This is a genomic window from Vibrio sp. Vf1514 (assembly GCF_052076135.1).
Lineage (GTDB): Bacteria > Pseudomonadota > Gammaproteobacteria > Enterobacterales > Vibrionaceae > Vibrio > Vibrio furnissii.
The window spans coordinates 3153556-3179599 of the sequence record NZ_CP197267.1 but is presented as its reverse complement, the minus strand read 5'-3'; the positions used below and the strand labels follow the sequence as shown (position 1 = coordinate 3179599).

At 50.0% G+C, this 26044-nt stretch carries 23 protein-coding genes, 3 tRNA genes and 1 rRNA gene; 23 read left to right on the top strand and 4 right to left on the bottom strand.

The window, feature by feature from the left end; all coding sequences use genetic code 11:
- The first annotated feature begins 425 nt into the window (after nt 1-425).
- The 14 genes from mnmG (at nt 426) to glmU (ending at nt 13319) form a co-directional block, all read left to right on the top strand.
- On the top strand, nt 426-2321 hold the full coding sequence (gene mnmG / locus ACS18Q_RS14795; protein ID WP_441257213.1) for a tRNA uridine-5-carboxymethylaminomethyl(34) synthesis enzyme MnmG: 1896 nt from the start codon (nt 426-428) through the stop codon (nt 2319-2321).
- Nucleotides 2321-2956: a 16S rRNA (guanine(527)-N(7))-methyltransferase RsmG gene (gene rsmG, locus ACS18Q_RS14790; protein WP_004728717.1), complete on the top strand. Its 636-nt coding sequence runs from the start codon at nt 2321-2323 to the stop codon at nt 2954-2956. The genes mnmG and rsmG overlap by 1 nt, the downstream gene beginning before the upstream one ends.
- A 15-nt stretch (nt 2957-2971) precedes the next feature.
- A complete protein-coding gene (locus ACS18Q_RS14785) occupies nt 2972-3745 on the top strand; it encodes a ParA family protein (protein WP_014204191.1) in 774 nt (257 codons plus the stop codon).
- A 23-nt stretch (nt 3746-3768) separates the two neighbouring features.
- Nucleotides 3769-4650 carry a ParB/RepB/Spo0J family partition protein gene (locus ACS18Q_RS14780; RefSeq protein ID WP_441257212.1) on the top strand — a complete coding sequence of 294 codons (882 nt, stop codon included), beginning with the start codon at nt 3769-3771 and terminating at the stop codon, nt 4648-4650.
- 187 nt (nt 4651-4837) lie between these two features.
- Complete coding sequence (locus tag ACS18Q_RS14775) at nt 4838-5227, top strand: F0F1 ATP synthase subunit I (protein ID WP_038152649.1); 390 nt, start codon at nt 4838-4840, stop codon at nt 5225-5227.
- Nucleotides 5228-5235: 8 nt separating this feature from the next.
- Complete coding sequence (gene atpB / locus ACS18Q_RS14770; protein ID WP_004728713.1) at nt 5236-6048, top strand: F0F1 ATP synthase subunit A; 813 nt, start codon at nt 5236-5238, stop codon at nt 6046-6048.
- 59 nt (nt 6049-6107) lie between these two features.
- A complete protein-coding gene (atpE, locus tag ACS18Q_RS14765; RefSeq protein WP_002540812.1) occupies nt 6108-6362 on the top strand; it encodes a F0F1 ATP synthase subunit C in 255 nt (84 codons plus the stop codon).
- Between the two features lie 78 nt (nt 6363-6440).
- The gene (gene atpF, locus ACS18Q_RS14760; RefSeq protein WP_041942459.1) at nt 6441-6911 is read left to right on the top strand and encodes a F0F1 ATP synthase subunit B; all 471 of its coding nucleotides are present in this window, start codon (nt 6441-6443) and stop codon (nt 6909-6911) included.
- A gap of 15 nt (nt 6912-6926) precedes the next feature.
- Nucleotides 6927-7460 (top strand): F0F1 ATP synthase subunit delta, encoded by a 534-nt coding sequence (gene atpH, locus ACS18Q_RS14755; RefSeq protein ID WP_004728711.1) that lies wholly within the window; start codon nt 6927-6929, stop codon nt 7458-7460.
- Nucleotides 7461-7473: 13 nt separating this feature from the next.
- Nucleotides 7474-9015 carry a F0F1 ATP synthase subunit alpha gene (atpA, locus tag ACS18Q_RS14750; RefSeq protein ID WP_038152645.1) on the top strand — a complete coding sequence of 514 codons (1542 nt, stop codon included), beginning with the start codon at nt 7474-7476 and terminating at the stop codon, nt 9013-9015.
- A 43-nt stretch (nt 9016-9058) separates the two neighbouring features.
- Nucleotides 9059-9925: a F0F1 ATP synthase subunit gamma gene (gene atpG / locus ACS18Q_RS14745; RefSeq protein ID WP_004728709.1), complete on the top strand. Its 867-nt coding sequence runs from the start codon at nt 9059-9061 to the stop codon at nt 9923-9925.
- A 34-nt stretch (nt 9926-9959) separates the two neighbouring features.
- The gene (gene atpD / locus ACS18Q_RS14740; RefSeq protein ID WP_004728708.1) at nt 9960-11363 is read left to right on the top strand and encodes a F0F1 ATP synthase subunit beta; all 1404 of its coding nucleotides are present in this window, start codon (nt 9960-9962) and stop codon (nt 11361-11363) included.
- An 18-nt stretch (nt 11364-11381) separates the two neighbouring features.
- The gene (locus tag ACS18Q_RS14735; RefSeq protein WP_004728707.1) at nt 11382-11804 is read left to right on the top strand and encodes a F0F1 ATP synthase subunit epsilon; all 423 of its coding nucleotides are present in this window, start codon (nt 11382-11384) and stop codon (nt 11802-11804) included.
- A gap of 153 nt (nt 11805-11957) precedes the next feature.
- On the top strand, nt 11958-13319 hold the full coding sequence (gene glmU / locus ACS18Q_RS14730; protein ID WP_004728706.1) for a bifunctional UDP-N-acetylglucosamine diphosphorylase/glucosamine-1-phosphate N-acetyltransferase GlmU: 1362 nt from the start codon (nt 11958-11960) through the stop codon (nt 13317-13319).
- 30 nt (nt 13320-13349) lie between these two features.
- On the opposite strand, the gene ACS18Q_RS14725 is transcribed toward glmU, so the two are convergent.
- Complete coding sequence (locus tag ACS18Q_RS14725) at nt 13350-14087, bottom strand: amino acid ABC transporter permease (protein ID WP_441257211.1); 738 nt, start codon at nt 14085-14087, stop codon at nt 13350-13352.
- Nucleotides 14088-14180: 93 nt separating this feature from the next.
- Here ACS18Q_RS14725 and ACS18Q_RS14720 point away from each other — a divergent pair, with 93 nt between their 5' ends.
- Nucleotides 14181-14954, top strand: coding sequence for a transporter substrate-binding domain-containing protein (locus tag ACS18Q_RS14720; RefSeq protein WP_441257652.1), 774 nt, complete (start codon nt 14181-14183; stop codon nt 14952-14954).
- A 108-nt stretch (nt 14955-15062) separates the two neighbouring features.
- Here the strand turns inward: ACS18Q_RS14720 and punC are convergent, their stop codons facing one another.
- Nucleotides 15063-16265 (bottom strand): purine nucleoside transporter PunC, encoded by a 1203-nt coding sequence (punC, locus tag ACS18Q_RS14715; protein ID WP_004728703.1) that lies wholly within the window; start codon nt 16263-16265, stop codon nt 15063-15065.
- A gap of 153 nt (nt 16266-16418) precedes the next feature.
- Between punC and punR the strand changes: the two genes are divergently transcribed.
- Nucleotides 16419-17324 carry a DNA-binding transcriptional activator PunR gene (punR, locus tag ACS18Q_RS14710; RefSeq protein WP_004728702.1) on the top strand — a complete coding sequence of 302 codons (906 nt, stop codon included), beginning with the start codon at nt 16419-16421 and terminating at the stop codon, nt 17322-17324.
- Between the two features lie 54 nt (nt 17325-17378).
- On the opposite strand, the gene fadA is transcribed toward punR, so the two are convergent.
- Together fadA and fadB are read right to left on the bottom strand one after the other, a co-directional pair.
- Nucleotides 17379-18542 carry an acetyl-CoA C-acyltransferase FadA gene (fadA, locus tag ACS18Q_RS14705; RefSeq protein WP_004728701.1) on the bottom strand — a complete coding sequence of 388 codons (1164 nt, stop codon included), beginning with the start codon at nt 18540-18542 and terminating at the stop codon, nt 17379-17381.
- A 25-nt stretch (nt 18543-18567) separates the two neighbouring features.
- Nucleotides 18568-20739 carry a fatty acid oxidation complex subunit alpha FadB gene (gene fadB, locus ACS18Q_RS14700; RefSeq protein ID WP_232658283.1) on the bottom strand — a complete coding sequence of 724 codons (2172 nt, stop codon included), beginning with the start codon at nt 20737-20739 and terminating at the stop codon, nt 18568-18570.
- Nucleotides 20740-20956: 217 nt separating this feature from the next.
- Here fadB and ACS18Q_RS14695 point away from each other — a divergent pair, with 217 nt between their 5' ends.
- From ACS18Q_RS14695 to ACS18Q_RS14665, 7 genes are all read left to right on the top strand, one after another.
- Nucleotides 20957-21580, top strand: coding sequence for a YigZ family protein (locus ACS18Q_RS14695; protein WP_004728699.1), 624 nt, complete (start codon nt 20957-20959; stop codon nt 21578-21580).
- A 33-nt stretch (nt 21581-21613) separates the two neighbouring features.
- The gene (locus ACS18Q_RS14690; protein WP_004728698.1) at nt 21614-23071 is read left to right on the top strand and encodes a TrkH family potassium uptake protein; all 1458 of its coding nucleotides are present in this window, start codon (nt 21614-21616) and stop codon (nt 23069-23071) included.
- Nucleotides 23072-23081: 10 nt separating this feature from the next.
- Entirely contained in the window at nt 23082-23606 is a 525-nt protein-coding gene (gene hemG / locus ACS18Q_RS14685; protein ID WP_441257210.1) for a menaquinone-dependent protoporphyrinogen IX dehydrogenase, read from the top strand.
- Nucleotides 23607-24093: 487 nt separating this feature from the next.
- Nucleotides 24094-25646: ribosomal RNA gene (locus tag ACS18Q_RS14680) — 16S ribosomal RNA — on the top strand.
- 67 nt (nt 25647-25713) lie between these two features.
- A tRNA-Glu gene (locus ACS18Q_RS14675) sits at nt 25714-25789 on the top strand.
- A gap of 1 nt (nt 25790) precedes the next feature.
- Nucleotides 25791-25866: transfer RNA gene (locus ACS18Q_RS14670), tRNA-Lys, on the top strand.
- 28 nt (nt 25867-25894) lie between these two features.
- Nucleotides 25895-25970 (top strand) — tRNA-Val (locus ACS18Q_RS14665).
- Nucleotides 25971-26044: the final 74 nt, after the last annotated feature.

Below are 26044 nucleotides of genomic sequence, written 5' to 3'. Positions count from 1 at the left end.
GTGAATGTTTTTTCACGCTTTCGTCAGAAAAAGGCAGCATGGATTCACGCGAAGGCCTGTGCATAACTCTGCGCTTATCCGGTGATCAACCTATAGTTATCCAAATAACAACTTAGATCTAAATTACCCCCTGTGAATAACTACCCTTTTTGATCCCAGCTAATCCTCGATCAGATCAGGTGATGATCACATGTTCTGATCAAGAGAAGATCCATGATCTCGTTGATCATTTTTCACTTATCCACAGAGATCGTCGATCCTAATAGTAGATCCAATAAAAGATCTCTAAATAGATCTTTATATATTATTTAGTTAAACACTCAGGATGGAAAAAAGCAGAAAAGCGATTTTCTAGCCAATGGAAAGAAGGTAGAATACGTCTCTTTTATTTTATCTCTTCGCTCAATGAATACCTGAGGTCGTTCATGCTTTATCACGAAACATTTGACGTCATTGTGGTTGGTGGCGGTCACGCAGGAACGGAAGCCGCGCTCGCAGCCGCTCGTACAGGCCAACGTACGTTACTTCTCACTCACAATATCGACACGCTGGGACAGATGTCCTGTAACCCAGCAATTGGCGGTATTGGTAAAGGCCACTTAGTTAAAGAAGTGGATGCGATGGGTGGTCTGATGGCAGAAGCCATCGATCATGCGGGTATTCAATTTCGCACACTGAACGCCTCAAAAGGGCCAGCGGTACGTGCGACACGTGCTCAGGCCGACCGTGCACTGTACAAAGCGTACGTTCGCCATACGTTGGAAAACACCCCCAATCTGACGCTGTTCCAACAAGCGGCGGATGATCTGATCGTTGAAAACGATCAAGTGCGTGGTGTGGTGACCCAAATGGGGCTCAAATTCCGCGCCAAAGCCGTGGTATTGACCGTGGGCACCTTCTTGGGCGGAAAGATCCACATTGGCTTGGAAAACTTCTCTGGTGGCCGCGCAGGCGATCCACCATCGATCGCTTTAGCACAGCGTCTGCGTGAATTGCCATTCCGCGTGGATCGTCTGAAAACCGGCACTCCACCTCGCATCGATGCCAATAGTGTCGATTTCTCGATATTGGAAGCGCAACACGGTGACAATCCAACACCGGTGTTCTCATTCATGGGCAAACGCGAGCATCATCCGCGTCAGATTCCATGTTTCATTACGCACACCAATGAGAAAACGCATGACGTGATTCGTGCCAACCTCGATCGCAGCCCAATGTATGCGGGTGTGATTGAAGGGATTGGGCCGCGTTACTGTCCGTCGATTGAAGACAAAGTCATGCGTTTTGCGGATAAAAACAGCCACCAAATTTTCATCGAACCGGAAGGTCTGACAACCACAGAACTGTATCCAAACGGCATCTCCACCAGTTTGCCTTTTGACGTGCAAGTGCAGATCGTGCGTTCGATGAAAGGGTTTGAAAATGCGCATATTGTCCGTCCGGGCTATGCGATCGAATACGATTTCTTTGATCCACGCGATCTAAAACAGACCTTTGAAACCAAGTTTATTCAAGGTTTGTTCTTCGCTGGCCAGATCAACGGCACCACCGGGTACGAAGAAGCGGCAGCGCAAGGCCTGATGGCGGGTCTGAACGCGAGCTTGTTTAGTCAAGACAAAGAGGGCTGGAGCCCACGTCGTGACCAAGCGTATGTCGGCGTGCTGATTGACGATTTATCAACCATGGGCACCAAAGAACCGTACCGCATGTTCACATCGCGTGCGGAATACCGTTTGCTGCTGCGTGAAGACAATGCCGATCTACGTTTGACTGAAAAAGCCCGTGAACTGGGCCTGATCAACGATGCGCGTTGGGCACGTTTCAATCAGAAGATTGAACACATGGAAACCGAACGTCAACGTCTGAAAGAGACCTGGATGAACCCGAATTCTGACGGTGTTGATGCGCTTAACACACTGCTGAAAACGCCGATGTCGCGTGAAGCCAGTGGTGAAGATCTGCTACGTCGCCCTGAAATGACGTACGACTTGCTGACTTCGTTGTCGGCCTTTGCTCCTGCGCTTGAGGATCGTGAAGCCGCGGAACAAGTTGAAATTCAGGTGAAATACGACGGTTACATTCAGCGTCAGCAAGATGAGATCGAAAAATCTCTGCGTCATGAGCACACCAAACTGCCTATCGACCTCGATTACAAAGCGGTCAAAGGTTTGTCAAACGAAGTGGTGATGAAGCTCAATAACGCGAAACCGGAAAGTATCGGTATTGCGTCACGCATTTCGGGAATCACTCCTGCGGCGATCTCCATTCTGCTGGTGCACCTGAAAAAACACGGCCTACTCAAGAAAGGAGAAGCCGCGTAATGAATTCACTACGCGTTAAACTTGATGCCCTGATTGCTCAGACCGACCTTGACGTGTCTGAGCGTCAACGTGAGCAGCTGGTTGGTTATGTCGAGCTGCTCAACAAATGGAACAAAGCCTATAATCTGACATCCGTACGCGACACGTCTGACATGCTCGTGAAGCACATTATGGATAGTATTGTGGTGAGCCCGCTGTTGGTGGGGGAGCGTTTTATTGATGTTGGGACGGGGCCAGGTCTGCCGGGGATTCCTTTGGCGATCATGAACCCGACCAAGAGCTTTGTTTTGCTGGATAGTTTGGGCAAGCGGATTCGCTTTATCAAACAGGTCTTGCATGAATTGAACATCACCAATGTCACGCCGGTTCAGAGCCGCGTGGAAGAGTTTGACGGTGGTGAAGACGGTTTTGACGGGGTGCTGAGTCGTGCGTTTGCTTCCATCACGGATATGGTGGAGTGGTGCCATCACTTACCGCGTGCTAAAACCGGTGTCTTCTTAGCGCTGAAAGGGCAATTACCGCAAGATGAGATTGAGCAGTTGCCGGAATGGTGTTCTGTGATCGATATCAAAGCTTTGAAAGTTCCTGAGTTGGAAGGTGAGCGTCATCTTGTAATCTTATCGCGCAAGGGATAATAACGAGGCACGGCCGTGGGTAAAATCGTAGCGATCGCTAACCAGAAGGGTGGCGTAGGAAAAACAACAACTTGTATTAATTTGGCGGCCTCAATGGCGGCCACCAAACGCAAAGTGCTGGTGATTGATCTCGACCCGCAAGGCAATGCAACCATGGCCAGCGGTGTGGATAAATATCAGGTTGATGCCACTGCGTACGAGCTGTTGGTCGAAGAAGCCCCATTTGAAGAAGTGGTGTGTCGTAAGACCACTGGTCATTACGACCTGATTGCAGCCAATGGCGACGTGACGGCAGCCGAGATCAAACTGATGGAAGTGTTTGCGCGTGAGGTGCGTTTGAAGAACGCTCTCGCGTCAGTTCGTGATAACTATGATTTCATCTTTATCGATTGTCCTCCTTCTTTAAACCTCCTTACAATCAATGCGATGGCGGCAGCCGATTCGGTTTTAGTACCGATGCAATGCGAGTACTTTGCCTTGGAAGGTTTAACGGCGTTAATGGATACCATCAGTAAGTTAGCTGCGGTGGTGAATGACAATCTGAAGATCGAAGGTCTGCTTCGTACCATGTACGATCCACGCAACCGACTCGCTAACGAAGTTTCTGATCAATTAAAAAAACACTTTGGCAACAAGGTGTACCGCACAGTTATCCCTCGCAACGTTCGCCTCGCTGAGGCGCCAAGTCATGGCAAACCTGCCATGTATTACGACAAGTATTCGGCCGGAGCCAAAGCGTATCTCGCGTTGGCAGGCGAAATGTTACGTCGTGAAGAAGTACCCGCATAACACCAACTAAAGGATTCGTGTGCATGACTAAACGTGGTTTAGGAAAAGGGCTGGACGCACTGCTGTCCACCAGCTCTCTGGCTCGTGAGAAACAACACGTGGCCTCTCAAAGCCAAGCTATGTCTAGCGAGGGTGAGTTGACCGATCTTGTGATCACCAACCTGAAGCCGGGTATGTACCAACCCCGTAAAGATATGTCGCCGGAGGCGCTGGAAGAACTGGCTGCCTCCATTCAATCTCAAGGCATCATTCAGCCGATCGTGGTGCGTCCACTGGCGTTGGGTGGCTACGAAATTATTGCCGGCGAACGTCGCTGGCGAGCGGCGCGTCAAGCCGGCCTCAAGCAAGTGCCGTGTTTGGTGAAACGTGTCGACGATCGTGCGGCGATCGCCATGGCGTTGATCGAAAACATTCAGCGCGAAGATCTGAATGTGATCGAAGAGGCACAAGCGCTAGAACGCTTGCAGGACGAATTCAAACTGACTCATCAACAAGTTGCGGATGTGATCGGTAAGTCGCGCGCCACGGTGAGTAACTTGCTGCGTTTGAACCAACTGGACGACAGCGTGAAACGTTTGGTAGAGACGCGTCAGTTAGAAATGGGCCATGCTCGCGCGCTGTTGATGCTCGACGGTGAGCAGCAAATTGAAGTGGCTGCTCGGGTTGCGAAGAAACAACTGACGGTGCGCCAAACCGAACAACTCGTAAAAAAATGCCTCTCAGAGCACTCTGATGTAAAAAATGTGCCAGAAGACGTAGAAATACAACAAATGTCACAAAATCTGAGTGAAAAACTCGGGGCAAAAGTGTCAATCGTCCGTTCAAAAAGCGGAAAGTCAAAAGTCACGATAAGTATTGATGAGCCTCACAAATTCGAGCAACTAATTGCCAAGCTACAAGGCTAAGTGAGATAATTGATTTAAATCAATTGTGAAAAATAAGATTTCTTTAGCGAAATATGTCGGTGTGTAAACAAAATTGTAACTTTTTGCAGCGTTGTAATTGCAATCAATTGATGTCACCGTATAATTTTCGCCAATTTCCGGCTCCAGCAATATGTTGTGTGTTGGACATTACTAGAGGTACGAATACATGGTAGCTGCGTTAGCTAGGCCAGGACGAGCGCTTGCAAAGCAATTGTTAATGATCCAGTTCGGCGCGGTTATGGTTGTGGCAGCAGGGATGGCGATTGCCGTAAATGCTGAATGGGGAATTTCAGCGCTGATTGGTGGGGGCATTTTTGTCTTCGCTAATGCAGTTTTTGCGCTGTGTGCTTTTATGTTTAGTGGAGCTCGTGCTGCAAAGCGAATTACGGCCTCTTTCTACACAGGTGAAACACTTAAAATCCTCATCACTATCGCACTGTTCTCTGTCGCCTACATGTATATGCAGGTGGAACTTGTTCCCCTAAAACTAACCTATTTGCTGGCTCTAGGTATTAATATCTGTGCGCCAGTGCTTTTCATTAACAACAAAAAATAGGATGAGTTATGGCTGCGCCAGGTGAAGCGCTAACATCGTCCGGATACATTGAACACCACCTTTCCAACCTATCGTTGTACAAGTTAGGTCTGGTTGCGGAGGAGACAAGTTTCTGGAACGTACATATCGATAGCCTGTTTTTTTCTTTGTTTACTGGACTGATCTTCCTTTGGGTGTTCCGTTCTGTGGCCAAGAAAGCAACAGCGGGTGTACCAGGCAAGCTACAGTGTTTTGTTGAAATAGTGGTTGAATTTGTCGATACCAACGTCAAAGACACCTTCCATGGACGCAATCCGCTAATAGCACCGCTGGCACTGACTATCTTTTGTTGGGTATTGCTAATGAACATCATGGACTTAGTGCCAATTGATTTCTTGCCGTATCCAGCACAGCATTGGCTCGGTATCCCTTACTTAAAAGTGGTCCCGTCTGCTGATGTGAACATCACCATGGCTATGGCTCTAGGCGTGTTCGCTCTGATGATTTACTACAGCATCAAAGTGAAAGGTCTAGGTGGGTTTGCGAAAGAATTGGCGTTACACCCATTCAATCACCCAATTATGATTCCGTTTAACCTGCTTATTGAAGTGGTGTCGCTACTGGCTAAACCACTCTCACTGGGTATGCGTCTATTCGGTAACATGTTCGCGGGTGAGGTTGTATTTATTCTTATCGCAGCGATGCTACCATGGTGGCTACAATGGTTGGGTTCACTACCGTGGGCTATCTTCCATATTCTGGTAATTCTGATTCAGTCTTTCGTGTTCATGATGTTGACAATCGTCTATCTGTCTATGGCACATGAAGATAGTGATCATTAATAAAAAATATTTAGCTTTTATTTGGGCTCATAAGCCAACAACAATAATTGGAGATAGTAATGGAAACTTTACTGAGCTTTTCTGCAATCGCCGTAGGTATCATCGTCGGTCTTGCTTCTCTTGGTACTGCGATTGGTTTCGCACTTCTAGGTGGTAAATTCCTGGAAGGCGCTGCTCGTCAACCAGAAATGGCTCCTATGCTGCAAGTTAAGATGTTCATCATTGCAGGTCTGCTGGATGCGGTTCCAATGATCGGTATCGTAATCGCACTGCTATTCACATTCGCGAACCCATTTGTTGGTCAACTAGGTTAATCACGTTTTGCCAGCGACAAACCCCGCAAGGTGGTTTGTCTTTGATTAACACGAAGTCCATATAGAGGGGTAGCTGTTGTGAATATGAACGCAACTCTGCTAGGTCAAGCACTTTCATTCGCACTGTTTGTGTGGTTCTGCATGAAATATGTATGGCCGCCAATCATTAAAGCGATTGAAGAGCGTCAGAAGAAAATTGCTGACGGTTTGCAAGCTGCTGAGCGTGCAAAGAAAGATTTGGACCTAGCACAAGCCAACGCTTCTGATTCACTGAAAGAAGCGAAGCGCACAGCAACTGAGGTCATTGAGGCAGCGAACAAACGTAAAGCGCAAATTTTGGATGAAGCGCGCGAGGAAGCTCAGGCAGAACGCCAGAAAATCCTTGCTCAAGCTGATGCTGAGATTGAAGCCGAACGTAACCGTGCCCGCGATGAGCTGCGCAAACAAGTTGCAACTCTGGCGATTGCTGGTGCTGAGAAGATCCTTGAGCGTACGATCGATAAAGATGCGCACAAAGATATTCTCGACAACATTACTGCAAAACTTTAAGTCTGGGGGCGCCGAATGTCTGATTTGACTACAATTGCACGCCCCTATGCTAAAGCAGCATTTGAATTTGCGGTGGAAAAACAACAACTGGATCAATGGAGCCAGATGCTTGTTTTCGCTGCCGAAGTCGCAAAGAACGACCAGATGAAAGAGCTGTTAACCAGCTCGACCTCTGCCGATAAAATGGCAGAAATATTTGTCGCAATTTGTGGCGAACAGTTTGATGCACATGGTCAGAACCTGCTGAAGGTAATGGCTGAGAATGGCCGCTTACAGGCCCTTCCGGATGTTTGTGCTCAATTCCATGCTCTGAAACAAGAGCATGAGAAGAAAGTCGACGTTGAAGTGATTTCAGCATCTGAACTTTCAGAGCAGCAACTGGCAGACATCAGCAACAAACTTGAGCAGCGTCTGGAACGCAAAGTTCAGCTGAATTGCAGTGTAGATGAGACCCTACTTGGTGGGGTAGTAATTCGAGCCGGAGACTTAGTCATCGATAACTCAGCGCGTGGTCGTTTGAACCGCCTGAGCGATGCCTTGCAGTCTTAATGGGGATTGGAGCATGCAACTTAATTCCACGGAAATTAGCGATCTAATTAAACAGCGTATTGAGTCTTTCAACGTTGTTAGTGAAGCTCGCAATGAAGGTACTATCGTTTCGGTAAGCGATGGTATTATCCGAATTCACGGCCTAGCGGACGTGATGCAGGGTGAAATGATTGAATTACCGGGTGGCCGTTATGCACTCGCACTTAACCTTGAGCGTGACTCGGTTGGTGCAGTTGTCATGGGCCCATATGCTGACCTGAAGGAAGGCGAAAAAGTGACTGGTACAGGTCGTATTCTAGAAGTACCAGTCGGTCCTGAACTGTTAGGCCGCGTAGTGAACACACTGGGTGAGCCAATCGACGGTAAAGGTCCAATCGAAGCAAAATTAACTTCTCCTGTAGAAGTGATTGCACCAGGCGTAATCGACCGTCAATCAGTCGATCAACCTGTTCAAACTGGTTATAAATCAGTGGATGCGATGATTCCAATCGGCCGTGGTCAGCGTGAGCTGGTTATCGGTGACCGTCAAACTGGTAAAACAGCGATGGCGATCGATGCGATCATCAACCAAAAAGATTCAGGTATTTACTCAATCTACGTCGCGATCGGTCAGAAAGCTTCGACTATCGCAAACGTGGTTCGTAAACTTGAAGAGCATGGCGCTCTGAAGAACACTATCGTTGTGGTAGCGTCTGCTTCTGAGTCTGCAGCTCTGCAATACCTTGCGCCATACGCTGGGTGTGCAATGGGTGAATACTTCCGCGATCGCGGTGAAGATGCACTGATTGTTTACGATGATCTGTCTAAGCAAGCTGTTGCTTACCGTCAGATTTCTCTACTGCTACGTCGTCCGCCAGGCCGTGAAGCATTCCCTGGTGACGTTTTCTACCTCCACTCACGTCTACTTGAGCGTGCTGCTCGCGTAAGCGCTGATTACGTAGAACGTTTCACAAACGGTGAAGTGAAAGGCAAGACCGGTTCTCTAACGGCGCTGCCGATCATCGAAACCCAAGCTGGTGACGTATCCGCATTCGTACCGACTAACGTAATCTCGATTACCGATGGTCAGATCTTCCTACAAACTGAACTGTTCAACGCGGGTGTTCGCCCTGCAGTTGACCCAGGTATCTCAGTTTCTCGTGTAGGTGGTTCAGCACAGACGAAAATCATCAAGAAACTGTCAGGCGGTATTCGTACTGCACTTGCAGCGTACCGTGAACTGGCAGCATTCGCGCAGTTCTCATCGGATCTGGATGATGCAACAAAACGTCAGCTGGAGCACGGTCAGAAAGTAACAGAACTGATGAAACAGAAACAGTACGCTCCAATGTCTGTTTTTGATCAGGCTCTGACTATCTACGCAGCAGAGCGCGGTTACCTTGCCGATGTAGAACTGAGCAAAGTTCTAGATTTCGAGGCAGCTCTACTATCGTACGCTCGCGGTCAATACGCTGAACTTGCAGCGCAGATCGACAAGACGGGTGCTTACAACGATGACATCGAAGCACAGCTGAAGAAGCTGGTTGACGATTTCAAAGCAACCCAAACTTGGTAATAGGTCGGTGGCAAATTTTGCCACCAACTAATGGAGAGTAACGATGGCCGGCGCAAAAGAGATACGTAATAAAATCGGTAGTGTGAAAAGCACTCAGAAAATTACGAAAGCGATGGAAATGGTAGCAGCTTCAAAAATGCGTCGTTCTCAAGACGCCATGGAAGCTTCTCGTCCATACGCGGCAACTATGCGTAAAGTGATCGGTCATGTCGCCAACGCGAATCTAGAGTATCGTCATCCGTATCTAGAAGAGCGTGAAGCGAAACGTGTTGGTTACATCATTATTTCAACTGACCGCGGTTTGTGTGGTGGCTTGAACATTAACTTGTTCAAAAAAGCGATCACAGACATGCAAACGTGGAAAGAGAAGGGTGCAGAGCTGGAGTTGGCCATTATTGGCTCTAAAGCAACTGCATTTTTCAACAACAGCGGCGCAAAAGTAGCGGCTCAAGTGTCTGGTTTGGGTGATAGCCCAACGCTGGAAGACCTGATCGGTTCTGTTGGCGTGATGCTGAAGAAATATGATAACGGCGAGTTGGATCGTCTGTACGTAGTGTTCAACGAATTCGTGAACACCATGGTACAACAACCAAAGATCGATCAATTGCTACCTTTGCCTAAATCGGACAGCGAAGATATGCAGCGTGCGCATTCATGGGACTACATCTATGAGCCTGAACCAAAACCTCTGCTGGATGCGCTACTACTGCGCTACGTAGAGTCTCAGGTTTACCAAGGTGTGGTGGAGAACCTTGCTTGTGAGCAAGCGGCTCGAATGGTTGCGATGAAGGCTGCAACAGACAACGCCTCAAATCTGATTGATGACTTAGAACTTGTGTACAACAAAGCCCGTCAGGCGGCGATTACACAAGAACTGTCGGAAATCGTGAGCGGCGCAGCAGCGGTTTAAGCTTAGGTAAAACAAACAGTTTAGAGGATTAACGATGGCTACAGGTAAGATCGTACAGATCATCGGTGCAGTAGTCGACGTAGAGTTCCCACAGAGCGCAGTACCAGGTGTTTACGATGCTCTGACAGTTGCAGAAGCAAAAGAACGTCTGGTTCTTGAAGTTCAGCAACAACTTGGCGGTGGCGTAGTACGCGCAATCGTAATGGGTAGCTCGGATGGTTTACGTCGTGGAATGTCAGTTGAAAACACTGGCGCTCCAATTTCAGTACCAGTAGGGACTAAAACGCTAGGTCGTATCATGAACGTCCTTGGCGATGCGATTGATGAACGCGGTGAAATCGGTGCTGAAGAGCTTTACTCGATTCACCGTGAAGCACCAAGCTACGAAGAGCAGTCTAACGCAACTGAGCTGCTTGAAACGGGTGTAAAAGTCATTGACTTGATTTGTCCATTCGCGAAGGGTGGTAAAATCGGTCTGTTCGGTGGTGCAGGTGTAGGTAAGACCGTTAACATGATGGAACTTATCAACAACATCGCACTGCAACACTCCGGCCTGTCTGTATTTGCGGGTGTTGGTGAGCGTACTCGTGAGGGTAACGACTTCTACCACGAAATGCAGGAAGCGGGTGTTGTTAACATCGAGAAACCTGAAGAATCAAAAGTAGCGATGGTTTACGGTCAGATGAACGAGCCACCAGGCAACCGTCTGCGTGTTGCTCTAACTGGTCTGACGATGGCTGAGCGCTTCCGTGACGAAGGTCGTGACGTACTGCTGTTCATCGATAACATTTACCGTTATACCCTTGCGGGTACAGAGGTATCGGCACTTCTGGGTCGTATGCCATCTGCGGTAGGTTACCAGCCAACACTGGCTGAAGAGATGGGTGTACTTCAAGAACGTATCACGTCAACCAAGAAAGGTTCTATCACGTCTGTACAGGCGGTATACGTACCTGCGGATGACTTGACCGACCCGTCACCAGCAACCACATTTGCGCACTTGGATGCAACGGTTGTATTGAACCGTAACATCGCAGCGATGGGTCTGTACCCAGCGATCGACCCATTGGATTCGACATCTCGTCAACTTGATCCACTGGTTGTGGGTCAAGAGCACTACGACATCGCGCGTGGCGTGCAGCAAACACTGCAACGTTACAAAGAGCTGAAAGACATCATTGCGATTTTGGGTATGGACGAACTGTCTGAATCCGATAAGCAAGTTGTGGCTCGTGCGCGTAAGATTGAGCGTTTCCTTACTCAGCCTTACCACGTAGCGGAAGTCTTTACAGGCGACCCAGGTGTTTACGTACCACTAAAAGAAACTCTACGTGGCTTTAAAGGCCTGTTAGCTGGTGACTACGACGATGTTCCAGAGCAAGCGTTCATGTACTGCGGTGCAATCGAAGATGCTCTTGAGAATGCGAAGAAGCTATAAGGCTAACTAGGAGGCGATATGGCAGCAATAACCTTTCATCTGGATGTTGTGAGTGCTGAGAAGAAAATCTTCTCCGGTCTCGTTGAAACGTTCCAGGTGACCGGTAGCGAAGGTGAGCTGGGTATTTTCCACGGCCACACTCCGCTGCTGACCGCTATTACGCCGGGAATGGTGCGTATTGTGAAACAGCACGGCCACGAAGAAATCATTTATGTTTCTGGTGGTATCATTGAAGTTCAGCCTGGCACAGCGACTGTGCTGGCTGATACAGCAATCCGTGGTGAAGACCTAGACGCAGCGAAGGCAGCAGAAGCCAAACGTCGCGCTGAAGAACACATTCAGAATCAGCATGGCGACATGGACTTCGCGCAAGCGGCCAGTGAACTGGCTAAAGCCATTGCTCAGCTTCGAGTGATCGAGTTGACAAAGAAACGTCGTTAATCCCATTAACGATGTTGAGACCCAAAGGCGACCGCTCGGTCGCCTTTTTGCTTAATTTTTATCAGAAATTTACGCCAATCATTTAACACCCTCAAATTAAGCCGCTAAAATGCTGACATTATTTGTGTTTACGTCAGGTAAGTTAGGTTCCCAATGAAATTTAGTGCAGTGATTCTTGCTGCGGGTAAAGGCACCCGTATGCATTCCAACATGCCCAAAGTGCTTCATACGCTTGCGGGCAAACCGATGGCGAAACACGTCATCGACACCTGTAATAGTTTAGGTGCGCACAACATCCATCTGGTGTACGGCCACGGTGGTGATCAAATGAAGCAAGCGCTGGCGGATGAAAACGTCAACTGGGTATTGCAGGCAGAACAGTTGGGCACCGGTCATGCGGTGGATCAAGCGTCGCCTCAGTTTGAAGATGATGAAAAAATTCTGGTGTTGTACGGCGATGTGCCGCTGATTTCAGAAGAGACCATTGACAGTTTATTGGATGCTCAGCCAACAGGCGGCATTGCGCTACTGACAGTGGTGTTGGATAACCCAACCGGCTACGGTCGTATTGTGCGTAAGAATGGCCCCGTCGTGGCGATCGTCGAACAGAAAGATGCCACTGAAGAGCAGAAACTGATTAAAGAGATCAACACGGGTGTGATGGTCGCGACAGGCGGCGATCTGAAACGTTGGTTGGCTGGGTTAAATAACAACAACGCACAAGGTGAATACTACCTGACCGACGTGATTGCAGCAGCGCACAATGAAGGCCGTGCGGTCGAAGCCGTACATCCCGTGAGTTCCATTGAAGTGGAAGGCGTCAACGATCGCATTCAATTGGCGCGTCTTGAGCGTGCTTTCCAAGCGCGTCAGGCGAACAAGCTGCTGGAGCAAGGCGTGATGCTGCGCGATCCGGCGCGCTTTGATCTGCGTGGTGAGTTGCAGTGCGGTACGGACGTTGAAATCGATGTGAACGTGATCATCGAAGGATCGGTGTCGATCGGCAATAATGTGGTGATCGGTGCAGGTTCAATTCTGAAAGATTGTGAAATCGACGACAATACCGTGATTCGTCCGTACAGCGTGATTGAAGGCGCGACTGTCGGTGAAGATTGTACCGTGGGGCCTTTCTCTCGTCTGCGTCCGGGCGCTGAATTGCAAAACGATGCGCACGTTGGCAACTTTGTCGAAGTGAAAAACGCGCGTTTGGGTCAGGGCTCAAAAGCCAACCATCTGACGTATTTAGGTGATGCTGAAATTGGTCAACGCGTCAATATTGGTGCGGGTGCAATCACTTGCAACTACGATGGCGCAAACAAACACAAAACCGTGATTGGTGATGATGTGTTTGTCGGATCGGATAGCCAACTGGTGGCTCCGGTCACCATTGCGAACGGCGCCACGATTGGTGCGGGCACCACATTGACGCGCAATGTGGGTGAGGGTGAGTTAGTGATCACTCGCGCTAAAGAGAAGATTGTCACGGGGTGGCAACGCCCAGTGAAGCAAAAATAAAACGCAAGGCCTGCTGTAAAGCAGGCTTTTTTATTTAGGCAGTGCGAGTTTCTTCTCCAAGCGGCGCACGCCGTACGACACGAGCAGAATCAGTATCAGATACTCTAGAACCAAAAAGGTGTAGATTTCGAGCGGCAAATATTCCGTCACCACCAGCTCATTGGCGCGGCGGGTCAGATCGCTCAACCCAATCACGCTCACCAGCGATGACATCTTCAGAATATAGATAAACTGATTGCCCAAGGGCGGCAGGATGTGCCGCAATGCCTGAGGCAGAATCACCAAACGCATTTTTTGCCAATCACGTAACCCGAGGGCTTGGGCCGCTTCGTGCTGGCCACGATCAATGGCTTGAATCCCGCCTCGAAACACTTCGGCCATAAAGGCACTTTCCGCTAGACTCAGCGCCATGACCCCGGCGGTAAAATGGTTGAGTGACAGGTCAAACAACACGGGCAAGCCGTAATAGATCCACAGCAGGAGCACTAACAGCGGAATTGCGCGCACCACCTCAACATACACGCGATTGGCTTGGCGCAACGTGCGACGCGGCGACAGCGCAGGCAGAGCCACCATCAGCCCCAATCCCATGGCCAGTACCATACTCAGCAATGACAGACTGAGCGTGTCACCAAAGCCTGCAATGAGAAATGTAAGATTCCGTACACCTTGAGCCGTGAACGGATCGAGAACATACCAGCCCCATTGGTATTGGCTGCATCCGGTGAGCAGCAGCGTACATAGGCCAACACTGTATTGTCGAATCACTCGCCACCTCAGTTGACTAAAAAAACAGCAGAGATACTGCTATGTTAACCATAGTGCAAGATATTGAATGGCCCGCTATTTAAGGATGAAATGATGAGAAAACGAATCGCGCTCTTGGGGCTGTGTTTGTTGGTTGTCGTGCCGAGTTATGCACAAAGTCGTCTGCAGACGGTGTTGAATACCGGCGTGCTGCGTGTTGGAACGACCGGTGACTGGAATCCGATGAGCATCAAAGATCCGGCGACCAATCGTTATCGAGGGTTTGATATCGATGTGACCACTGAATTGGCCAACGATCTTGGGGTGACGGTCGAGTACGTGGCCACCGATTGGAAAACTTTGGTGAATGGCATCACGGCCAATAAATATGACATCACCGGCAGCGCCTCACTCAACATGTCACGGGCCAAAGTGGCCGGTTACAGTCAGCCTTATTTCTATCTGGCGTTTGTACCCGTGGTGCAAAAAAGTGAACTGAGCCGTTATCAGGATTGGCAGGACTTTGATCTGCCGAGCGTGAAAGTGGCCGCCACGCTTGGTACGGTGCAAGAGAAGATGGTGAAAGAATTTTTCCCCAATGCGCAGCACATTGTGATTGAAGCGCCAGCCCGTGATTATCAGGAACTGTTGGCCAAACGTGCTGATGTGTCGGTGACCTCCAATGTAGAGGCCGCCACGCTGGTGGACAAATTCAGCCAGTTGGCGATTGTGCCAGTGAAAGCGGCGCGCCGTCCCACCCCGATTGCGATGCTGTTACCTCAGGATGATCAGGTGTGGATCAATTACATCAACCACTGGGTGGAGCTGAAAAAGACGCAGGGATTTTTTCGTCAAACGGCAGAAAAGTGGGGACTGAAAAGTCTCTAAACAGTGCTGCTTGATGCGCGGCAACTTTTGATTCGCGGGATCGCTCGATTTACAGGAATTCTCGATTCACGGAAACAAAAAAAGCGCCTCGATTGAGGCGCTGCGTTTTTATTTGTCCTGCACGACGCGCGCATTGTCTGGCGTCGTGAAGTGTTTGTTTAACTCACGATTTGCCAGAATGTAGCCAATCCACAGGCCGAACATACTGACCACAATCGCAATCCCCGTCACCATCTGTGCTTGGCTGGCAAAAGCGGCCACCAAGGCACTGGCCAAGCTGGCCACACAGATTTGTAGGCTATTTTGTAAACCCGCGGCAGTCGCTGGGCTCTCTTTCGCGCTCGACAATGCGCGGTTCACCACAATTGGATACAACGCGCCGTTAGCCACAGCAATCAGGCAGAACGGTGCCAGAATTGGCCAGATGGACGTCAGTGTCCATTGTGACGCAATAAAAATCAGGACCGTGGAGAGCGTGAATAGCGCCAATAACTGTTTCAGTACGGCTTCATCGCCAAACTTACGAACGCACAGTTTCCCCATGTAGCCACCGACCATAAACGCGATGGTTTGCGGGATAAAACTCAAACCGATGTCTTTTGCTTCATAGCCCAACTGCGCCATGATTTCTGGCATACCAGTAAGGTAGGCAAAAAACGCGGCGGATGCAGTGGCGAACATCAACACGTTGCCAAGGTAAGATTTACTGCTCAACAGGTGTTTGATGTCTTGTGTAATGGATGTCGTTTTGGGTTCACTGATGACATTTTTTTGCATGCCAGTACTGATCACCAAGGCAAGGCCAATGATTGTCAGGGCGATAAAAATACTGTGCCAGCCGAAATGATCCGCCAACACCACGCCTAATTGAGGTGCCAACGCCGGAGACAGCGCGACCAGCGGCATAATGGTGGCAAAAATTTGTTGGCTGGTTTGGCTTGGGTAACGTTTGATCACCATGGCTTGCCAAATGACCGCGGGCGCACAAACCCCGATCGCTTGCACGAATCGTAAAGAGAGCAGTTGCCATACTTGATCGCAGAACGCCAAGCCTGCCGACGCGAGAGTAAACACCAACAACCCGGTGATCAGGGTATTGCGATGACCGAATTTGTCCGATGCCAAGCCCCAGAGCAATTGGCCAGAAGCCATCCCAACCAGAAATACCGTCAGAGAGAGCGCAATTTGTTCCGGCCCGGTGGCAAAGTCTTGTTCCATGATTTTGAACGCCGGCAGATACATGTCGGTGGCGATAAAGCCGAGCATGGAGAGCGCGGCTAAATAAAACAGTTGTAATGGCGATACTTTCATTGTTCTTCTCATCAAAAAAATTAATTCAATTTGATCCAGTCTCTTTTGGCGCCAACCAGGATTTATAAGCGTCATTATTTTATTTTTGGTTTAAGATGAAATGAAACGCGAAATTTGTTAGTTATCGTTCAAAAAATTTGATAGGTAAAAATCATGTTTTCTAAATCCTCGCTGGAGCTGCTCGATACGGTGGCTCGTTTGGGCAGCTTTACCGCGGCGGCGGATGTGCTACATAAAGTACCTTCTGCGATCAGCTACAGCGTGCGACAGGTTGAAACTGAGCTTGGCGTGGTGCTGTTTCGCCGTTTGCCCCGTAAGGTGGCACTCACGCCAGCGGGTGAACTGTTTATGCAAGAGGCTCGGCAACTGTTACGGCAGATGGAAGAGCTGAAAGCGCAAACGCGGCGGGCGGCGCACGGTTGGCAAAAAACGCTCAAGGTCACGTTAGACAATGTGGTGAAATTGGATCGGATGAAGCCGATGGTGGAAGACTTCTACCGCACGTTTGAATTTGCTGAGTTGCAAATCAACATGGAGGTGTTCAACGGCTCATGGGAAGCGATTTCTCAAGGGCGTGCTGACATCGTGATCGGCGCAACGTCAGCCGTACCGGTGGGGGGCGATTTCGAAGTACGTGACATGGGCGTTTTGGATTGGGCATTTGTGATGTCGCCTGCGCATCCGTGTGTGCGTGAGCAAGCGCTCACTGAAGCATTTGTCAGCCAGTTTCCGGCGATCTGCCTTGATGATACTTCGAGTGTGTTGCCCAAGCGCCACACGGGTCATTATCCGCAGCAGCGACGTCTGTTGCTGCCCAATTGGTACAGTGCCATTGAATGCCTGAAAAATGGTGTGGGTGTGGGGTATATGCCGCGGCATATGGCGCAGCCGTTATTGGCCAGCGGTCAGTTGGTGGAAAAACGCTTACCGGATGAACTGCCGCTCAGCCAATGTTGCTTGGTGTGGCGTAAAGACGACAATCACAAATTGATTGAGTGGATGGTGAACTATCTCGGTAGCAGTGAGCAGTTACATCAAGATTGGTTGCAGGCGTATTGAGCCAGAATCACAGGAAATAAAAAAGCCAGCGTTTGCTGGCTTTTCAGTTGCCGCTTATGGGCGTTCAAAGATGGTTGCAATGCCTTGGCCCAAGCCGATACACATGGTCGCCAGGCCGTATTTGGCATTTTTGGCTTCCATCAGGTTGATCAGCGTGGTGGAGATGCGTGTGCCGGAACAGCCTAACGGGTGGCCGAGCGCAATCGCACCGCCGTTGAGGTTCACCTTGTCATCCATCTTGTCCAATAGACCGAGGTCTTTGGCACAGGGCAGCGACTGAGCCGCAAACGCTTCGTTGAGTTCCACCACATCCATATCGTCGATGCTCAGACCGGCGCGTTGCAGCGCTTTTTTCGTCGCTGGAACCGGACCGTAGCCCATGATGGAGGGATCGCAGCCCGCAATGGCCATCGACTTCACGCGCGCGCGAATGGTCAGGCCCAGTGCGTTGGCTTTGGCTTCACTCATCACCAGCATCGCAGATGCACCATCCGACAATGCCGACGAGGTGCCCGCCGTCACGGTGCCGTTGGCCGGGTCAAACACCGGGCGCAGTTCCGACAAGCCTTCCACGGTGGTTTCCGGACGAATCACTTCATCGTAATCGAGCGTGAACAGCGTGCCGTCTGGTGCATGGCCTTCAGTTGGCAGGATTTCGTTTTTAAAGCGCCCTTCCAGTGTTGCTGCCTGCGCGCGTTGGTGAGAGCGGGCGGCAAACGCATCTTGCTGTTCACGGCTGATGCCGTGCAGTTTACCCAGCATTTCTGCTGTTAAACCCATCATACCTGCGGCTTTGGCGACGTTTTTCGACATGCCCGGGTGGAAATCCACGCCGTGCGTCATCGGGACGTGGCCCATATGTTCAACACCGCCGACGATACAAATTTCCGCATCGCCGACCATGATCGCACGCGTGGCATCATGCAGCGCCTGCATGGATGAACCACACAAACGGTTGACGGTGACCGCGCCGATTTCAATCGGCAGTCCCGCCAGCAGCGCGGCATTTCGGGCGATATTGAAGCCTTGCTCCAAGGTTTGCTGTACACAGCCCCAATAGATGTCTTCGATGTCGTGCGGGTCTACCTGAGGGTTACGCGATAGCAGGCCTTTCATCAGATGCGCCGATAAATCTTCCGCACGCTGGTGGCGAAATGCCCCGCCTTTGGAGCGACCCATCGGAGTACGAAGGCAATCAACAATCACTACATTATTCATTTTGTCATTCCTTTTCCAAACGGGGTTATAGCGAGCTGGCTTGCTGTGACTGGTAAAAGCTTTCGCCTTTTGCCGCTTTGTCGATCAGCAGTTGTGGGACTTGGTACATGGCGCCCAAGTGTTCATATTGTTTCGCCATCGCGACATAGTTAGCTAGGCCAATGCTGTCGAGGTAACGGAACACGCCGCCGCGGAAAGGAGGGAAACCAAGGCCGTAGACCAACGCCATATCCGCTTCTTGTGCTGTGGCGATAATGCCTTCTTCCAGACACAGGGCGACTTCGTTGATCATCGGAATCATCATTCGAGCGATAATGGTTTGTGCGTCAAATGCCGCTTTCTCACCACACACGGTTTCCAGCACGGGCAGGATATCGCTTGAGAACGCTTTTTTCGGTTTGCCTTTCTTATCAATTGTGTACTGATAGAAGCCTGAACCGTTCTTCTGACCATATTTGTTCGCTTCATACAGGGCATCAATCGCGTCACGGCCTTGTTTACCCATACGTTGCGGGAAACCTTGCGCCATGACTTCCTGCGCGTGATGCGCGGTATCGATACCGACCACATCCAGCAGGTACGCCGGACCCATGGGCCAGCCGAACTGACGTTCCATCACTTTATCAACCTGAGTGAAGTCCGCACCGTCACGCATCAGCAGGCTAAAGCCGCCAAAGTAGGGGAACAGCACGCGGTTGACGAAGAATCCCGGACAGTCATTGACCACAATCGGCGATTTACCCATCTTGGCGGCGTAAGCCACAACGCGGTTAATGGTGTCTTCAGAGGTGTGCTCGCCGCGAATGATTTCAACCAGCGGCATGCGATGTACCGGGTTGAAGAAATGCATGCCACAGAAGTTTTCCGGGCGCTGCAGCGATTTGGCCAGCAGATTAATTGGAATGGTTGAGGTGTTGGACGTAATGATGGTCTCAGCAGAGACGTTTTGTTCCACTTCGCTCAATACCGCAGCTTTAACTTTTGGATTTTCCACCACTGCTTCGACGATCACATCGGCTTGTTCGATACCTGCGTAATGCAGGCTTGGCGTGATGGAAGCCAGAACGCCAGCCATTTTAAAACCATCAATTTTGCCGCGTGCCAGCTGTTTATTCAGCAGCTTGGATGCTTCGGTCATGCCTAAATCCAGTGATGTCTGCGCGATATCTTTCATCAGTACCGGCACGCCTTTGCTGGCAGACTGGTAAGCAATGCCACCACCCATGATGCCGGCACCCAGTACCGCTGCACGCTCTGTGGCTTTGCTGGCTGCTTTGGCGGATTTTTTCGCCAGGCCTTTGATGTATTGATCGTTGAGGAAAATACCGACCAACGCTTGTGCTTCCTGAGATTTCGCCAGCTTGATGAAATGTTTGCGTTCGATCGCCAGCGCTTCATCGCGCGCGCAGCGAGCGGCTTCTTCAATCGTTACGACAGAAGTCATTGGCGCCGGGTAATGTGGGCCTGCCAATTGCGCGACCATGCCTTTGGCCATGGTAAAGCTCATCATCGCTTCGAGCTTGCTGAGCGTCAGCGGCGATGTTTTTTGCTGACGACGCGTTTGCCAGTCGACTTTTTCATTGATGGCTTGTGTTAACGTCGCCAGCGCCGATTCCAGTAGTTTGTCGCTGTCGACCAGCGCGTCTAGCAGGCCGATTTTTAAGGCTTCTTCTGCGCGGCAGGCTTTTCCTTGTGTGATGATTTCCATCGCGCTGTCTGCGCCCACAAGGCGTGGCAAACGAACCGTGCCACCAAAGCCAGGCATGATGCCGAGTTTGGTTTCTGGTAAACCGATGCTGGTGGTTTGATCGCCGATGCGGAAGTCGGTCGCGAGTACACACTCACATCCACCGCCGAGCGTGAAGCCTTTCAGTGCGGATAAGGTGGGAACGGGCAAATCTTCCAGCTTATTGAAAATGCGGTTGGCAAAGATCAACCAGTCATCGAGCTCGGATTCTGGCTTGGCAAATAAGCCGAGAAATTCGGTGATGTCGGCACCGACGATGAAGGCGTCTTTGTTTGAAGTTAACACAACCCCGGTTAGTCCGGCATGCGCATTCAGGGCATCCAGCGCTTCATCAAGCGATTGCAGGGTGGCGAGGTCAAGCTTATTGACGGATTCGGGTGAGCAGAAACTTAACTCCGCAATACCATCATGTAATTCCTTTACCTGTAGGGTTTTGGCTTGGTAAATCATTGTCTATCTCCGTGACATACAATCCGCGATTGTGTGTGAGAGTTTTTGTTGTATTAATGTTCTGGTTTGACCAGTAAACTCAGTGTGAACTTGAGATTGGTTAATTTCAATACATTTTTTAAACATCTGTTTAACATTGTGCGCTCATCCCAATCCTAGGTCATTTTTTGCCAGCTCGTGATACACTTGCCGACCTTTTCACCACGGCGCGAGAAATATGAACGTTCAGCCTTATCTCATTCCTGCGGCTCCGGTTCGTTTTGAAGAAGAAATCAAAAAGAGCCTCTTTATTACGTATTTAGCGCATACGCCAAATATGGAAGCTGCCAAAGCGTTTGTGGATGCGATCAAAGCGCGCCATGCGGACGCGCGTCATAACTGCTGGGCGTTTGTTGCCGGGCGGCCACAAGACTCAATGTTGTGGGGATTCAGTGATGATGGCGAACCCTCGGGCACGGCTGGGAAACCGATTTTGGCGCAGTTGTCGGGATCGGGCGTCGGGGAAATGACGGCGGTGGTGACCCGTTATTATGGTGGAATTCGGCTGGGAACCGGCGGTTTAGTGAAAGCGTATGGGGGCGGTGTGCAACAAGCGCTTAAGTTGCTTCAAACTATTGAGAAAAAAATCACCACTCAACGACACCTGACGCTAGACTACGGATTAGTTGCATTGGCGCAATCGATCATGGCGCAATTCGACGCGGTGGAAGTGGACGCGCAGTATGGAGAATGCGTTCAACTGACGGTGGAACTGGAATGTCTTCATGCCGAAGACTTTACTCAAAGTCTGATCAATAAGAGCGGCGCCAAAATTGTGGTGGCCCGTGTGGAAAACAATTAGGAAGTCAGAAGCACAGCTTCGTTAAGTCTATTCATGCAATTTCGTTCAATCATTCGAATCGTCGGGCTGTTGCTCGCTTTGTTCAGCGTATCGATGCTGGCCCCTGCGCTGGTGGCTTTGATCTATCGCGACGGCGCTGGCGTTCCTTTCGTATCGACTTTCTTTGTGCTGCTGTTGTGCGGTGGCGTATTTTGGTTTCCCAATCGACGTCACCGTCATGAACTCAAAGCCCGCGATGGCTTTTTGATTGTGGTGCTGTTCTGGACGGTTATCGGTAGCGCTGGCTCACTGCCATTTCTGCTGGCCGACAATCCCAATGTTTCGGTCACCGATGCTTTTTTTGAATCCTTCTCGGCATTGACCACCACCGGCGCGACGGTGATCGTCGGCTTGGATAACCTTCCCAAGGCAATACTGTTTTATCGTCAGTTCTTGCAATGGTTCGGCGGGATGGGGATCATCGTCTTGGCCGTGGCTATTTTACCCGTACTGGGGATCGGGGGAATGCAGTTGTATCGCGCCGAAATCCCCGGCCCGGTGAAAGATAATAAAGTGACGCCGCGGATCGCAGAAACCGCCAAAGCGTTGTGGTACATCTATTTAAGTTTAACCATCGCTTGTGCGGGCTCGTTCTGGATGGCGGGAATGACGCTGTTTGATGCGATTTGTCACAGCTTCTCGACCATTGCGATTGGTGGCTTCTCCACGCACGATGCCAGCATTGGTTATTTTGACAGTTATGCCATCAACATGATTACGGTGGTGTTCTTGCTGATCTCCGCGTGTAACTTCACGTTGCACTACGCTGCTTTTGCGACGGGGGGGGTGCATCCAAAGTACTACTGGAAAGATCCAGAGTTTCGCGCCTTTGTGGTGATTCAAGCGATTTTGTTTGCCATCTGCTTTTTGATGTTACTCAAGCATCACTCCTACGATTCGCTTTACGATGCCTTTGACCAAGCGTTGTTCCAAACCGTGTCGATTTCAACCACAGCAGGGTTTACCACCACAGGATTTGCGGACTGGCCACTATTTCTACCCGTGCTACTGTTGTTCTCTTCTTTTATTGGTGGCTGTGCCGGATCGACGGGAGGCGGGATGAAAGTCATTCGTGTGTTCCTACTGACCCTGCAAGGCGCACGTGAAATGAAGCGCTTGGTGCACCCGCGCGCGATTTATCACATCAAGATTGGCGATAGTGCGCTGCCACAACGCGTCGTGGATGCGGTGTGGGGGTTCTTCTCCGCCTACGCATTGGTATTTGTGGTGTGTATGTTGGCACTCATTGCGACGGGGATGGATGAATTGAGCGCATTTGCCGCAGTCGCTGCGACGCTAAATAACCTTGGTCCCGGTTTGGGTGAAGTCTCAATGCACTTTGCCAACGTCAACGATACGGCCAAATGGATTCTGGTGGTGTCGATGTTGTTTGGGCGCTTAGAGATCTTCACGTTATTAATATTGCTGACGCCAACGTTCTGGCGTAGCTAAGGAAGAAGTTGTGAAAGCATTATTGTTGTATTCCAGCCGAGAAGGGCAAACCCAAAAAATCATTCGCGCCATCGCAGCGCAGCTGAGCGAGTATGAGTGTGACATTCAGAATCTGCACGAATGTGAGCGCGTGGATTTCGCTGCGTACGACAAAGTTTTGATTGGGGCGTCTATTCGTTACGGTCACCTAAACAAAAAGCTCTATTACTTCATCACACGCCATTTAACGCAACTGACGCAAAGTAAAGCCGCTTTCTTCTGTGTGAATCTGACGGCACGTAAAGAAGAACAAGGTAAAGATACGCCGGAAGGCAGTGTCTATATCCAAACCTTTCTGAAAAAGTCACCTTGGCAGCCTGCACTGATTGGCGTGTTTGCAGGGGCGCTGTATTACCCAAGATACCGTTTCTTCGACAAAATGATGATTCGTTTCATCATGAGCATGACTGGGGGCGAAACGGACACCACCAAAGAAGTGGAGTACACCAATTGGGAAAAAGTGAGTCAATTCGCGCTAAAATTTAAAAAGATGTAAAGAAAACCAGCAGATTTGTGGCCTTTTGACTCTTTTTTAGTCGAACGATAAAAAATGCATAAAATTAGGCAAAAAAACTATTGCCAAAAATCGAGGTCTCCCTATAATGCCGCCTCGCTGACACGGGAACGGTTCGTTAGAAAAGTCCTTGATTAGCAGGTCATTTAGCTTCATCAAATGTGATGAAAAAAGTTTTGAAAAAAGTGGTTGACACTAAAACTTAACTCGCTAAAATGGCCGTCCGCTTTGAGAAGAAAGCTTCGAAAAAGCAAAGCTCTTTAACAATATAAACCTATCAATCTGTGTGGGCACTCGTTGATGATAATCGAAGATGATTCTAAAGAATCAACTTAGGTATCAATGAACTGAGTGACCAATCGATACTTCGGTATCGGCACAGTCAATTCATTATCGTTCTGTTGGAACGATAATAGCTTTGAATTACTAAGGTAATTTGAAGTCAGTATTCATTGAGCCACAAAATCTTAAATTGAAGAGTTTGATCATGGCTCAGATTGAACGCTGGCGGCAGGCCTAACACATGCAAGTCGAGCGGCAGCGACAACATTGAACCTTCGGGGGATTTGTTGGGCGGCGAGCGGCGGACGGGTGAGTAATGCCTGGGAAATTGCCCTGATGTGGGGGATAACCATTGGAAACGATGGCTAATACCGCATGATAGCTTCGGCTCAAAGAGGGGGACCTTCGGGCCTCTCGCGTCAGGATATGCCCAGGTGGGATTAGCTAGTTGGTGAGGTAAGGGCTCACCAAGGCGACGATCCCTAGCTGGTCTGAGAGGATGATCAGCCACACTGGAACTGAGACACGGTCCAGACTCCTACGGGAGGCAGCAGTGGGGAATATTGCACAATGGGCGCAAGCCTGATGCAGCCATGCCGCGTGTATGAAGAAGGCCTTCGGGTTGTAAAGTACTTTCAGCAGTGAGGAAGGGGGTGTCGTTAATAGCGGCACTCTTTGACGTTAGCTGCAGAAGAAGCACCGGCTAACTCCGTGCCAGCAGCCGCGGTAATACGGAGGGTGCGAGCGTTAATCGGAATTACTGGGCGTAAAGCGCATGCAGGTGGTTTGTTAAGTCAGATGTGAAAGCCCGGGGCTCAACCTCGGAATTGCATTTGAAACTGGCAGGCTAGAGTACTGTAGAGGGGGGTAGAATTTCAGGTGTAGCGGTGAAATGCGTAGAGATCTGAAGGAATACCGGTGGCGAAGGCGGCCCCCTGGACAGATACTGACACTCAGATGCGAAAGCGTGGGGAGCAAACAGGATTAGATACCCTGGTAGTCCACGCCGTAAACGATGTCTACTTGGAGGTTGTGGCCTTGAGCCGTGGCTTTCGGAGCTAACGCGTTAAGTAGACCGCCTGGGGAGTACGGTCGCAAGATTAAAACTCAAATGAATTGACGGGGGCCCGCACAAGCGGTGGAGCATGTGGTTTAATTCGATGCAACGCGAAGAACCTTACCTACTCTTGACATCCAGAGAACTTAGCAGAGATGCTTTGGTGCCTTCGGGAACTCTGAGACAGGTGCTGCATGGCTGTCGTCAGCTCGTGTTGTGAAATGTTGGGTTAAGTCCCGCAACGAGCGCAACCCTTATCCTTGTTTGCCAGCGAGTAATGTCGGGAACTCCAGGGAGACTGCCGGTGATAAACCGGAGGAAGGTGGGGACGACGTCAAGTCATCATGGCCCTTACGAGTAGGGCTACACACGTGCTACAATGGCGCATACAGAGGGCAGCCAACTTGCGAAAGTGAGCGAATCCCAAAAAGTGCGTCGTAGTCCGGATTGGAGTCTGCAACTCGACTCCATGAAGTCGGAATCGCTAGTAATCGTGGATCAGAATGCCACGGTGAATACGTTCCCGGGCCTTGTACACACCGCCCGTCACACCATGGGAGTGGGCTGCAAAAGAAGCAGGTAGTTTAACCTTCGGGAGGACGCTTGCCACTTTGTGGTTCATGACTGGGGTGAAGTCGTAACAAGGTAGCGCTAGGGGAACCTGGCGCTGGATCACCTCCTTATACGAATGATTATTGCGATGAGTGTTCACACAGATTGATACGGTTTAGATGTGAAGAGTATCTTAGTGTCCCGTTCGTCTAGAGGCCTAGGACACCGCCCTTTCACGGCGGTAACAGGGGTTCGACTCCCCTACGGGATACCACGGGTCGTTAGCTCAGTTGGTAGAGCAGTTGACTTTTAATCAATTGGTCGCAGGTTCGAATCCTGCACGACCCACCATTTCCTGCCACAGGAAATCAAATAATGTGGGCGATTAGCTCAGTTGGGAGAGCACCTGCCTTACAAGCAGGGGGTCACTGGTTCGAACCCGGTATCGCCCACCACTCTCTAAGTATTTTTGGATAGGATAGCCAAACCACTTCAGTAAAACGGGTGTGGTTCGGATTTCTGACGCTGA

What these genes read in the sequence shown, in the direction of transcription:
- mnmG (WP_441257213.1), top strand. Translation starts at nt 426, where the DNA reads ATGCTTTATCACGAAACATTTGACGTCATTGTGGTTGGTGGCGGTCAC.
- rsmG (WP_004728717.1), top strand. Translation starts at nt 2,321, where the DNA reads ATGAATTCACTACGCGTTAAACTTGATGCCCTGATTGCTCAGACCGAC.
- ACS18Q_RS14780 (WP_441257212.1), top strand. Translation starts at nt 3,769, where the DNA reads ATGACTAAACGTGGTTTAGGAAAAGGGCTGGACGCACTGCTGTCCACC.
- ACS18Q_RS14775 (WP_038152649.1), top strand. Translation starts at nt 4,838, where the DNA reads ATGGTAGCTGCGTTAGCTAGGCCAGGACGAGCGCTTGCAAAGCAATTG.
- atpB (WP_004728713.1), top strand. Translation starts at nt 5,236, where the DNA reads ATGGCTGCGCCAGGTGAAGCGCTAACATCGTCCGGATACATTGAACAC.
- atpE (WP_002540812.1), top strand. Translation starts at nt 6,108, where the DNA reads ATGGAAACTTTACTGAGCTTTTCTGCAATCGCCGTAGGTATCATCGTC.
- atpH (WP_004728711.1), top strand. Translation starts at nt 6,927, where the DNA reads ATGTCTGATTTGACTACAATTGCACGCCCCTATGCTAAAGCAGCATTT.
- atpA (WP_038152645.1), top strand. Translation starts at nt 7,474, where the DNA reads ATGCAACTTAATTCCACGGAAATTAGCGATCTAATTAAACAGCGTATT.
- atpG (WP_004728709.1), top strand. Translation starts at nt 9,059, where the DNA reads ATGGCCGGCGCAAAAGAGATACGTAATAAAATCGGTAGTGTGAAAAGC.
- atpD (WP_004728708.1), top strand. Translation starts at nt 9,960, where the DNA reads ATGGCTACAGGTAAGATCGTACAGATCATCGGTGCAGTAGTCGACGTA.
- ACS18Q_RS14735 (WP_004728707.1), top strand. Translation starts at nt 11,382, where the DNA reads ATGGCAGCAATAACCTTTCATCTGGATGTTGTGAGTGCTGAGAAGAAA.
- glmU (WP_004728706.1), top strand. Translation starts at nt 11,958, where the DNA reads ATGAAATTTAGTGCAGTGATTCTTGCTGCGGGTAAAGGCACCCGTATG.
- ACS18Q_RS14720 (WP_441257652.1), top strand. Translation starts at nt 14,181, where the DNA reads ATGAGAAAACGAATCGCGCTCTTGGGGCTGTGTTTGTTGGTTGTCGTG.
- punC (WP_004728703.1), bottom strand. Translation starts at nt 16,265, where the DNA reads ATGAAAGTATCGCCATTACAACTGTTTTATTTAGCCGCGCTCTCCATG.
- punR (WP_004728702.1), top strand. Translation starts at nt 16,419, where the DNA reads ATGTTTTCTAAATCCTCGCTGGAGCTGCTCGATACGGTGGCTCGTTTG.
- fadA (WP_004728701.1), bottom strand. Translation starts at nt 18,542, where the DNA reads ATGAATAATGTAGTGATTGTTGATTGCCTTCGTACTCCGATGGGTCGC.
- fadB (WP_232658283.1), bottom strand. Translation starts at nt 20,739, where the DNA reads ATGATTTACCAAGCCAAAACCCTACAGGTAAAGGAATTACATGATGGT.
- ACS18Q_RS14695 (WP_004728699.1), top strand. Translation starts at nt 20,957, where the DNA reads ATGAACGTTCAGCCTTATCTCATTCCTGCGGCTCCGGTTCGTTTTGAA.
- ACS18Q_RS14690 (WP_004728698.1), top strand. Translation starts at nt 21,614, where the DNA reads ATGCAATTTCGTTCAATCATTCGAATCGTCGGGCTGTTGCTCGCTTTG.